This window comes from Microbacterium sp., assembly GCF_052102115.1.
Taxonomy (GTDB): domain Bacteria; phylum Actinomycetota; class Actinomycetes; order Actinomycetales; family Microbacteriaceae; genus Microbacterium.
This window is the reverse complement of the sequence record NZ_JBQDVP010000067.1, coordinates 1-10,661: the sequence shown is the minus strand read 5'-3', so window position 1 is coordinate 10,661 and position 10,661 is coordinate 1. Positions and strand designations below refer to the sequence as shown.

At 67.0% G+C, this 10,661-nt stretch carries 7 protein-coding genes, 2 tRNA genes and 1 pseudogene; all 10 read right to left on the bottom strand.

The window, feature by feature from the left end:
• Nucleotides 1–2 precede the first annotated feature (2 nt).
• Nucleotides 3–74: transfer RNA gene (locus tag ACTICP_RS14525), tRNA-Thr, on the bottom strand.
• Nucleotides 75–124: 50 nt separating this feature from the next.
• Complete coding sequence (locus tag ACTICP_RS14520) at nt 125–1,462, bottom strand: M23 family metallopeptidase (RefSeq protein ID WP_441893573.1); 1,338 nt, start codon at nt 1,460–1,462, stop codon at nt 125–127.
• Between the two features lie 137 nt (nt 1,463–1,599).
• Complete coding sequence (locus ACTICP_RS14515; RefSeq protein WP_441893571.1) at nt 1,600–2,394, bottom strand: inositol monophosphatase family protein; 795 nt, start codon at nt 2,392–2,394, stop codon at nt 1,600–1,602.
• On the bottom strand, nt 2,391–3,527 hold the full coding sequence (locus ACTICP_RS14510; protein WP_441893569.1) for a hypothetical protein: 1,137 nt from the start codon (nt 3,525–3,527) through the stop codon (nt 2,391–2,393). Before ACTICP_RS14510 ends, ACTICP_RS14515 begins: the two co-directional genes overlap by 4 nt.
• Nucleotides 3,528–3,637: 110 nt before the next feature.
• Nucleotides 3,638–4,435 (bottom strand): enoyl-CoA hydratase/isomerase family protein, encoded by a 798-nt coding sequence (locus tag ACTICP_RS14505; protein WP_441893567.1) that lies wholly within the window; start codon nt 4,433–4,435, stop codon nt 3,638–3,640.
• Between the two features lie 48 nt (nt 4,436–4,483).
• Entirely contained in the window at nt 4,484–4,978 is a 495-nt protein-coding gene (locus ACTICP_RS14500) for an FBP domain-containing protein (protein WP_441893565.1), read from the bottom strand.
• A 102-nt stretch (nt 4,979–5,080) separates the two neighbouring features.
• Nucleotides 5,081–5,162 (bottom strand) — tRNA-Tyr (locus ACTICP_RS14495).
• A gap of 87 nt (nt 5,163–5,249) precedes the next feature.
• Entirely contained in the window at nt 5,250–6,167 is a 918-nt protein-coding gene (locus ACTICP_RS14490) for a PfkB family carbohydrate kinase (protein ID WP_441893563.1), read from the bottom strand.
• Between the two features lie 166 nt (nt 6,168–6,333).
• On the bottom strand, nt 6,334–10,209 hold the full coding sequence (gene rpoC / locus ACTICP_RS14485; RefSeq protein WP_441893561.1) for a DNA-directed RNA polymerase subunit beta': 3,876 nt from the start codon (nt 10,207–10,209) through the stop codon (nt 6,334–6,336).
• A gap of 54 nt (nt 10,210–10,263) precedes the next feature.
• Nucleotides 10,264–10,661: pseudogene (locus tag ACTICP_RS14480) on the bottom strand (DNA-directed RNA polymerase subunit beta); the annotation flags it as partial.

Here is a 10,661-nt window from a genome sequence, read left to right as displayed (position 1 = left end):
CGAGCCCCGAGTCAGGATTGAACTGACGACCCCTTCCTTACCATGGAAGTGCTCTGCCACTGAGCTATCGGGGCGCTGTCACCCGCGAAGGCAACCACACGAGAATACCATCACTTCGGCCTTCTCACGAAACCGGGGAGACCCCGTCGTTCCGGCCGGCGTTCTCGTTCAACCAGGGCAGCGGGTCGATCGTCGAACCGTCCACGATCAACTCGAAATGCATGTGCGCGCCGTACGAACGACCGGTGTCGCCGACCTTGCCGACGATGTCGCCCACCTTGACGGTGTCGCCCGTCTGAACCTCGAGAGACCCGTACTGCATGTGCGAGTAGTGGCTGGTGATCAGCTTGCCGTCGACCATGTGATCGATGTAGACGGTGACGCCGTAGTTGCCACCGGACTCGGTCGCGGTGCGGACCTTGCCATCGGCGATGGCCTGCACGGGAGCGCCAGCGCCCGGGAGCAGATCGAGGCCCTCGTGAAGCCTTCCGTCGCGCATCCCGTAGCCGTAGCTCATCGAGACACCGACGATGAACGGCCACTGGATGGCGGCCTCCGGGTCGTTCGTGAAGACATCGCCCGAGTAGGAGATGCCCTGCTGCGTGGCGAGGTCGATCAGCGATGCCGCTGAGAAACCCTCGGCACGCTGAATCTCGTCATTCTGCACATCGGACGACGCCACGTACGCCTGGATCTCCTCGTCCGACACTGACGAGGACGACTCCTTGGATGCTGCGACCAGCGACATCGACGTCTGTGCGCTCTCGCCCTGTGCCACGGCGACAGCCTCGGCGGGAAGCGTCATGGATACCGCGATCAGACCGGCGATCCCCATCACACCCACCGTCGCCCCGGCGGCGACGAACTTGCCGCGCGCTCGACGGCGGCGAGCCGGAACGTGCACGGCTGCTTTCGGAAGCTGCCTCACCGTGCTCGCCTTGTCGACACCGGGAACCGACGGTGCGGCGGGGACGAACGAGAAGGCTCGGGAGGCTGCGTCGAACGCGTCGGCGGCGTCATCAGCGGACTCAGTGGATGCCGGAGCAGTGGATGCCGGAGCATCGGACGCCGCTTCAGCAACGGGCTGCGACTCGGCGGGCTGCTCCGCGATGCCCTCATCCGCCGGCATGACCGCGACACGGGAAGAACGGCGTGTGACGCGCTGCGTCTCCGCCGGCTCTGCGACCGCTTCGACGATGATCTCGGTGGCGGCGACGACCGTGGTCGCCATATCTGCGACGACGGAGTCCGACACGATCTCGATGTCTCCGGGTGCGGCATCCGCCTCGGGAATCACGGTCTCCGCTGCCCTGCGCTGACGGTCACGCAGCGCGCGACGCGAGAGCGCGGCGGCAGGAACGTCGGCGGGTGCCGCTGGAGAGGTCTCTTCGAGGTTCACCGAGGTCGCGGAATCCGCAGTCTGGGAACGGCTGGAGCGGCGCTTCGGCGCGGGCTCAGCCATAGGGGAGTCGAAGGGCAAAACAGTCTCTCGGGTAACTGGGGGGACAACTTCGGGGGGACCAACGTATTCGGGTTACGAAGGTAACGAACAGATAAACCTTACCCTGCACGTCCTGGGAATGCCATGCACGGCACCCGCTAAATCTCTTTGTGCAAAACTTCTGAAAGCCGTTCGTGCAGTGCCGGTCCGGCGGCGATGATCATCGGTCGGTCGGATGCCGTGTCCACCCGACTCACGACCCCACCGGCCTCGCGCACGAGCAGGCCACCCGCCGCGAAGTCCCAGGGCGCCAGACCCCGTTCGAAGTAGCCATCGAGCCGCCCCGCGGCGACATAGGCGAGATCCAGCGCTGCCGCTCCCATGCGACGAAGGTCGCGCGCGAGAGGCATCACCCTGCGCACGGTCGCGAGGTCGCCGTCGTGCGTCGCGGGGTCGTACCCGAACCCGGTCGCCAGGAGCGCGCCGGCCGGATTCTCTGCGGTGACGGCCAGTCGCTGATCGCCGAGCCACGCTCCCCCGCCGCGCGCGGCGGTGAACAGCTCGTCGAGCGCAGGCGCATACACGGCGGCGGCGAGCGCCTCGTCGACCTCGCCCTGCACGGCGGCGATGCTCACGTTGTACGACGGGATGCCGTAGGCGTAGTTCACGGTGCCATCGATCGGGTCGACCACCCAGGTGATCCCCGTCGAGCTCTGCGCTGCTTCGGACTCCTCGCCGAGGAAGCCGTCGCCGGGGCGTTCGGCATCCAGCCGGGAGCGGATGAGCGCCTCGACCTCGCGGTCGGCCTCGGTGACGATGTCGGCGAGCGTCGTCTTGGTCGCGGCGAGAGCGACGCCCGCGGCACGGCGCTCCCGCGCGAGCGCGCCCGCCTCACGGGCGATGTCGACGGCGAGCTCCTGGAGCTGCACGGCGATGGGAAGATCCACGGTCATCGCCGCGGTGCCGGAGGCGGCGGCGGGAAGGCTCCGGGGGCAGGAGGTTCCGTCGACGGTTGCTCGGGCCGCGGAGGCACCGGCGGCTGCTCGGGCTGCGGGGGTACCGGCGGCTGTTCCGGCACGGCCGGCGCGGCCGCGGGAGCCTCCCACGTCGGCGCTTGACCGGCGATGCCGTCGGGGGCGGCGGGAGCGCCCGCGGGCGGTACGGGGTATCCGTCCGGTCCGATCGGAGCGTCCGGAGAGGAGACGAAGTCCGGCACGGCAGGGGCCTGCTCCGGCACGGCCGGGGTCTGTTCCGGCCACGCATGCTCAGCAGGCGCCTGCTGATACGCCGGCGCCTGCTGCGCGGTCGGATACCCCGTGTAGTAGGCGTTCCAGTCGGGCGATCCGTCGGGCAGGATCGGCAGCGGGGTGACGCCGTCGGCGTACACCGGCCACTGCTGCTGACCTGCCGGTGCTCCGATCGCTGCGACAGCATACGGTGCTGCGGCCGGTTCGTTCCGTTTCTTCGGGGCGAACAAGGCATTCAGCAGCGGGATGAGCGTTGTTCCCACCGCCGTGAGGATCGCGAGCGCGACGACGATGCGCCAGTACAGGTCGCCGTAGGTGAAGGTGTCGGGGAGCGTCAGGTAGATGACGAGCATCGCGACCAGCAGCACGAGCATCGCGATCGTGACGTAGTAGATGACGCGGGTGAACGTCGTCACGTACCGCTGCGCCGCAGGAGTGAACAGGCGCACGTGCAGCAGGCCCAGTTGCAGCACGCCCACGATCAGCAGCAGCATGAAGAAGCGCCCGACCCCGCCGGTGTACTCCCCCAGCTCTTCGGGAAGCCAGATCTTGATGGCGCCGGCGATCAGCGCGACGATCCAGGTGATCATGCTCGCCAGCGCCAGCCAGTCCGGTCGGCGAGGCGCGAGCCCGGCCTCGAGGATCGCGATGCCCGCGAAGCCCGCCAGCAGCAGGATCGTCAGGAATGCGCGCCCGATGAGGCCGTCCTGGTCGCCGATGAGCACCCAGACGACGCAGACGAGAGCGGCAGCGATCAGGGCGCCTATCGCGATCCAGATCGCTCCGCGGATCAGGAGCGACGTGTTCGGCTTCGCCCCTGCTTCATTGACCTCTGACATGGTGATCCCTCCTGGCCGACGTTGCTCTCATCCTTGCATGCGGGGCGCGGCACGCACGGGGTTCCGCCGCTTTCTGTGGGTAAGTCAGCGCGGTTCACCGCTGTGGAGGATCAGCGGGGCTTCTTCGCGGACGCCTCCGCGAACGCGGCGACGCGCGCCCGGGCATCCGGAGTGTCGAACGAGGCCCCGATCGAGCGCGCCTCCTCGGCGAGCTGCTCCGCGAACGAGCGCGACGGCTGGGTGCGCACGAGGCGCTTGGCCTGCCCATACGCCTCGGCGGCTCCCGCGAGCCAGAACCGCGCGACCTCCTCGGCGCGAGCGCGCACGCGGTCGGCCTCCTCCGCAGCATCCGCACCGCTGACGACCTCGGCGACCAGCCCCCACTCGAGAGCCTTCTCCGCTGTGAGCAGGCGATCCTGCAGCACGAGCTGCAGCGCGCGGCGCCGGCCGACGGCATCCGCCAATTGTGCCGAGACCGACAGGTCGGGGGTGAGGCCGATGTTCGCGTAGAGGCTTCCGAGCTTGGAGCGGCCGCCGACGATCGCGTAGTCGGTGCTGAGCAGGATGCCCAGGCCCCCGCCCGCCGTCGTGCCGTGCGCGGCGGCGACCACGGGGATCGCCGACTCCGTGAGGGATCGGATCCCCTCGTTGATGACACCGGCCAGTTCGGTGAGCGGAGCCCCGTCTCCCATCGTCGTCGCCATCTCGATGACGTCTCCGCCGGCGCAGAATGCCGGGCCTGCCGCATCCAGCAGGATGGCTCTGACATCACTCCGCGTGGTCGCCTCTGCCGTCGCATCCCGCCACGCCATCGCGAGGTCGGCGTTGAAGGCGTTCAGGCGGGTCGGACGGTTCAGCGTGAGGCGGGCAAGCCCCTCATCGATCTGGAACAGGATGGCATCGCTCATGGGCATCTCCTTCGAAGCGGACCTCGCCAGCCTAACCAGTGGGCGCGATCAGTCCGCATCCTCTTGTACCCGGGCGACAAAGCGCTCCATGCGTCGGCGGGTGCCGTCCAGCCTCATGTCCACTTGACCGTCGGCGCGGACTTCGTTCGGAGCGAGCGGATGCGCGAGCCGCACGTTCTCGTGGCACGAGAGGTCGGCGCAGATGTACGTGCCGATGCTGTCGCCGCGGCGACCGGCGGGGCCGGCCTTGCGTGCTGAGAAGAGGGCGACCTGGTTTCCGGGCTGCATGGTCTGGCAGATGTTGCACATGCCGTTGCGGCTTCGCCCCGGATCGCTCGCGCGCACGACGACGCCGATCACGCCGTCGTCGGTCTGGACGAGCACGCACCCGCGCTTGCTGGATGCTGGATCCCGCCAGGCCAGAAAATCGTGGAAGTCCCAATCGACGAGCAGGAAGTCATGCGGCATCTCGATCATCCGCAGTTCGTCGTCGGTCGCGTTGATGAACGCCGCGCGGACGTCGGACTCGGTGAGCGCTCGCATCGCCCCAGTCTATGAAAGTCCGCGGGGACAGGCTCCGTCGACTGCCATCCACCTCACGAAAACCGGAAAGAGCCCGGCCGATGGCCAGGCTCTTTCACACGGTGGCAAGTGAGGGATTCGAACCCCCGAATGCAATGCAGGCTGATTTACAGTCAGCTCCCTTTGGCCGCTTGGGTAACTTGCCAAGTGCACACCCGTCCAGCTTGTACAGCCAACCGGGGGCGCGACTATCAATCATACCCGCCAGAAGCAGGCGCAAGAAATCGAAACGTCAGCTGCCGTTCACGCCGCGTCCGGCCTCGTCCAGCGACTCCGGAGTGCGCAGCAGACCACCCTCTGACCGGCAGGTCGCGGCCGCGACATCCATGGCCCGCTCGAGCAGCAGCCGCCACTGCTCCCCCGACTCCGGACGCGCGCCGACAAGCCCCGCGGCCACTGCCGCGAGCGTGGCATCCCCGGCCCCCACGGTGTCGACGATCCGCCCCGGAAGCTCGGAGATCGGGGCCGTGAGCACACCGGCATCCAATTCGAGGATCGCACCATCGCCGCCCGCCGTCGCCAGCACCGCCTCAGCGCCGAGCACGCGCAATCGCGCACGCAGCGCGTCAAGGTCTCCGTCGTACAGCAGCGCCGCGTCGTCCGCGCCGACCTTCACGACCGCAGCGCCCTGGGCCATCCGCTCGAATCCCCGCACGAACTCAGCACGATCACCGAGCATGCCGGTGCGCGGGTTCGGGTCGAGCGCGACACGGGTGCCGGCCAGCGCATCGGCCACGGTATCCACCTCGCCCTGCCGGTCGAACGGAAAACAGCTGATCACGGCGAGATCGGCGCCGGCGATCGCCCGTCGGGCCTCATCGCCGTAGTGGATGCTGCGCTGCTGAGCCGCCTGGTTGAACACGTAGCTCGGTTCACCGTTCGCGTCGCGCCGCACGATCGCCCGGGACGATCCGAGCGGCGCATGACTCGCGACGAGCGTCACATCGTGATCGGCGAGATACTCACGGATGTGCGCGCCGGCCTCGTCATCGCCCACCATCGCGATGAGCGTGCACGGGATGCCGAGGCGCCGCATCCCGACCGCAACATTGAGTGCCGCACCGCCGACCAGCTCGCGGACCCCTCCGGAGTCGTGGATCTCGTCGATGAGGGCGTCGCCGATGACGACGGCGTGAGGTGTGCGCGGCATCCACTCATTCTGGCGCACATAGGGCGTTCAGGTCGCAATTCTTGCCGCTTCGCGCGGCTGAGAGCGGCAGCATTTGCGACCTGAACGAGCACTGCGCAACCGGCCCGGGCGCAGCACGAAGGCCCCGCTCCTCCGAAGAGGTGCGGGGCCTTCGTGACGAGCTCGATCAGTTATACGTGCCCGGGGTCACGTCATCCGTCGAGAACGCGTCGAAGTCGACGTAGCCGAAGTCGCCCTCGGCGTACGCGCCGTCGGACGCGAAGATCCGGTTCGGGTAGCGCTCGCTCTTGGCTTCTTCCGTGGCCTCGACCGTGACGTTGCGGTACTTCGACAGACCGGTTCCGGCGGGGATGAGCTTACCGATGATGACGTTCTCCTTGAGACCGACCAGCGGGTCGCGCTTGCCCTGCATCGCAGCCTCGGTGAGCACCCGAGTCGTCTCCTGGAACGAGGCGGCCGACAGCCACGACTCGGTCGCCAGCGACGCCTTGGTGATACCCATGAGCTCCGAACGGCCGGACGCCGGGCGCTTGCCCTCTGCCACGGCCTCGCGGTTGATCATCTGGTAGCGCTTGAGGTCGACCATCTCACCCGGCAGCAGGATCGTGTCGGCGTGATCGACGACGGTGACCTTGCGGAGCATCTGACGGACGATGACCTCGATGTGCTTGTCGTGGATCGGCACACCCTGCGAGCGGTAGACGCCCTGAACGCCTCCGACGAGGTACTTCTGCACCTCGCGGGCACCCATGATGCGCATGACCTCCTTGGGGTCGAGCGTGCCGACCTGCAGGGGCTGACCGACCGTGACGTGCTGGCCGTCCTCGACGAGAAGCGTCGCGCGCTTCAGCACCGGGTAGACGACCTCTTCATCACCGTTGTCCGGCGTGAGGATGACCTTCTTGGCCTTCTCGGTCTCGTCGATCGTGATGCGGCCATCGGCCTCGGCGATCGGCGATGCACCCTTGGGCGTACGAGCCTCGAAGAGCTCCTGCACGCGGGGCAGACCCTGGGTGATGTCCTCCGCCGATGCGGAACCACCGGTGTGGAAGGTACGCATCGTCAGCTGGGTGCCGGGCTCACCGATCGACTGTGCGGCGATGATGCCGACGGCCTCTCCGATGTCAACCGTCTTGCCGGTCGCGAGCGAGCGGCCGTAGCACTGCGCGCAGACGCCGACAGCCGAGTCGCACGTGAGCACCGAGCGCACCTTGATGCTCTCGACGCCGAGCTCGACCAGCTTGTCGATCAGCACGTCGCCCACGTCGTCACCGGCCGCGGCGAGCACGTCGCCCGACTCGCTGACGACATCCGAGGCCAGCGTGCGAGCGAACACCGAGTTCTCGACGTTCGCATCGCGCACGAGCTCACCCTGCGAGTTCGGAGCAGCGATCGGGAGCTCGAGGCCCTTCGACGTGCCGCAGTCCTCTTCACGGATGATGACGTCCTGCGAGACATCCACCAGACGACGGGTCAGGTAACCCGAGTCGGCGGTGCGCAGAGCGGTGTCGGCCAGACCCTTACGGGTACCGTGCGTCGCGATGAAGTACTCCGCCACCGACAGACCCTCGCGGTACGAGGAGATGATCGGACGCGGGATGATCTCACCCTTGGGGTTGTTCACCAGACCGCGCATACCCGCGATGTTGCGGATCTGCAGCCAGTTACCACGAGCACCAGAGGACACCATGCGGTTGATGGTGTTGTCCTCGGGGAAGTTCTCGCGCATCGCGACCTGAACCTCGTCGGTTGCCTCGGTCCAGATCTTGATGAGCTCCTGACGACGCTCGGCGTCGGTGGTGAGACCCTTCTCGTACTGCGACTGGACCTTCGCGGCCAGCTTCTCGTGCTTGGCGACGATCTCCTTCTTGTTCGGAGGCGTCAGCACATCGCTCAGCGCGACGGTCACACCGGAGCGCGTAGCCCAGTAGAAACCGGCATCCTTGATGCGGTCCAGCGTCGCAGCCGTCTCGACCTTGGGGTACTCCTCGGCCAGCTTGTTGACGATCTGCGACAGCTTGCCCTTGTCAGCGGGCTCGCGGACGAACGGGTACCCCTTCGGCAGCGTGGCGTTGAAGATCGCCTGTCCGAGCGATGCGTCGACGAGGCCGTGCTTCTCGTAGCCCTCAGGTCCCTGACCCTCGAGGAAGGTCAGACCGGGGATGCGGATGCGGATCTTCGCCTGCAGGTCGAGGGTGCCCTCGTCCTTCGCCAGGATCGCCTCGGACACGGACCCGAATGCACGCCCCTCACCCACAGCGCCCTCGCGGACGACGGTGAGGTGGTGGAGGCCGATGATCATGTCCTGCGAGGGCAGGGTCACCGGGCGGCCGTCGGACGGCTTCAGGATGTTGTTCGACGCGAGCATCAGCACGCGGGCCTCGGCCTGAGCCTCGACCGACAGCGGCAGGTGCACGGCCATCTGGTCACCGTCGAAGTCGGCGTTGAACGCCGCGCAGACGAGCGGGTGCAGCTGGATGGCCTTGCCCTCGACGAGCTGAGGCTCGAAGGCCTGGATGCCCAGGCGGTGCAGGGTGGGCGCACGGTTCAGCAGCACGGGGCGCTCGCGGATGATCTCCTCGAGCACATCCCAGACCTCGGGACGCATGCGCTCGACCGAGCGCTTGGCGGCCTTGATGTTCTGCGAGTGACCGAGGTCGATCAGGCGCTTGATCACGAACGGCTTGAACAGCTCGATCGCCATCGTCTTGGGAAGACCGCACTGGTGCAGCTGCAGCTGCGGGCCGACGACGATGACCGAACGGCCCGAGTAGTCGACACGCTTTCCGAGCAGGTTCTGACGGAAACGGCCCTGCTTGCCCTTGAGCATGTCGCTGAGCGACTTCAGGGCGCGGTTGCCGGTACCGGTGACGGGGCGACCGCGACGGCCGTTATCGAACAGCGCGTCGACGGCCTCCTGCAGCATCCGCTTCTCGTTGTTGACGATGATCTCGGGGGCACCGAGGTCGATCAGACGACGAAGACGGTTGTTGCGGTTGATCACGCGGCGGTAGAGGTCGTTCAGGTCGCTCGTGGCGAAGCGGCCACCGTCGAGCTGCACCATCGGGCGCAGCTCCGGCGGGATCACCGGCACGACGTCGAGAACCATGGATGCCGGCGACATCCCGGTCTCGAGGAACGAGTTGACGACCTTCAGACGCTTGATCGCACGGATCTTGCGCTGGCCCTTGCCCTCGGAGATCTGCAGGTGCAGGCTCTCAGCCTCGGCCTTCAGATCGAATGCCGCGAGACGGCGCTGGATCGACTCCGCACCCATGTGGGCCTCGAAGTACTGTCCGAAGCGGTCCTGCAGCTCGTGGAAGACGTCGTCCTCCGGGCGCAGCGCGCCGACCTCGAGCGTGCGGAAGTCCTCCCACACGCGCTCGAGCTTGGCGATGGCCTCGTCGGCACCCTTGCGGGTGAGGGTCATCTCCTTCTCGGCAGCGTCCTTGACCTTCTTCTTCGCATCGGCCTTGGCGCCCTCGGCCTCAAGGGCCGCGAGCTCCTCCTCCAGCTTGGTCATCCGCTCGGCGATCTTCGCGTCGCGGCGATCCCCCAGCGTCTTCAGCTCGAGGCGGACGTTGTTCTCCTGCGTGGCCAGGTCGCGGTGACGAGCATCCTCGTCGACGGAGATGACCATGTAGGCGGCGAAGTAGATGACCTTCTCGAGGTCCTTCGGTGCCATGTCGAGCAGGTACCCGAGACGCGAAGGCACGCCCTTGAAGTACCAGATGTGGGTGACGGGAGCGGCGAGCTCGATGTGACCCATGCGCTCGCGACGGACGGAGCTCTTGGTGACCTCCACGCCGCAGCGCTCGCAGACGATGCCCTTGAAGCGGACGCGCTTGTACTTGCCGCACGCGCACTCCCAGTCACGGGAAGGTCCGAAGATCTGCTCGCCGAACAGACCGTCCTTCTCGGGCTTGAGGGTGCGGTAGTTGATGGTTTCGGGCTTCTTGACCTCACCGTAGGACCAACCGCGGATGTCCTCTGCGGTAGCCAGGCCGATGCGAAGCTCATCGAAGGTGTTTGACTCGAGCACTAGTTCTCCTGTGTCTCAATAAATTCTGTGATCGGACGGGGCGGGAGCCGCGCGTCAGATCTCGTCGATCGAGGCGGACTCGAATCGGCTGGAGATGTTGATACCGAGCTCCTCGGCGGCACGGAATGCCTCGTCGTCGGTGTCGCGGAGGTTGACCGCCGTGCCGTCTGCCGAGAGCACCTCGACGTTCAGGCAGAGCGACTGCATCTCCTTCATGAGCACCTTGAATGACTCGGGGATGCCGGGCTCCTGGATGTTCTCGCCCTTGACGATCGCCTCGTACACCTTGACGCGGCCGAGGATGTCGTCGGACTTGATCGTGAGGAGCTCCTGGAGCGCGTATGCCGCACCGTAGGCCTCGAGGGCCCACACCTCCATCTCACCGAAGCGCTGTCCGCCGAACTGCGCCTTACCACCGAGCGGCTGCTGGGTGATCATCGAGTACGGACCGG

Bases quoted from the DNA above. Each gene is read 5' to 3' on its own strand.
- ACTICP_RS14520 (WP_441893573.1), bottom strand. From the start codon at position 1,462: ATGGCTGAGCCCGCGCCGAAGCGCCGCTCCAGCCGTTCCCAGACTGCG.
- ACTICP_RS14515 (WP_441893571.1), bottom strand. From the start codon at position 2,394: ATGACCGTGGATCTTCCCATCGCCGTGCAGCTCCAGGAGCTCGCCGTC.
- ACTICP_RS14510 (WP_441893569.1), bottom strand. From the start codon at position 3,527: ATGTCAGAGGTCAATGAAGCAGGGGCGAAGCCGAACACGTCGCTCCTG.
- ACTICP_RS14505 (WP_441893567.1), bottom strand. From the start codon at position 4,435: ATGAGCGATGCCATCCTGTTCCAGATCGATGAGGGGCTTGCCCGCCTC.
- ACTICP_RS14500 (WP_441893565.1), bottom strand. From the start codon at position 4,978: ATGCGAGCGCTCACCGAGTCCGACGTCCGCGCGGCGTTCATCAACGCG.
- ACTICP_RS14490 (WP_441893563.1), bottom strand. From the start codon at position 6,167: ATGCCGCGCACACCTCACGCCGTCGTCATCGGCGACGCCCTCATCGAC.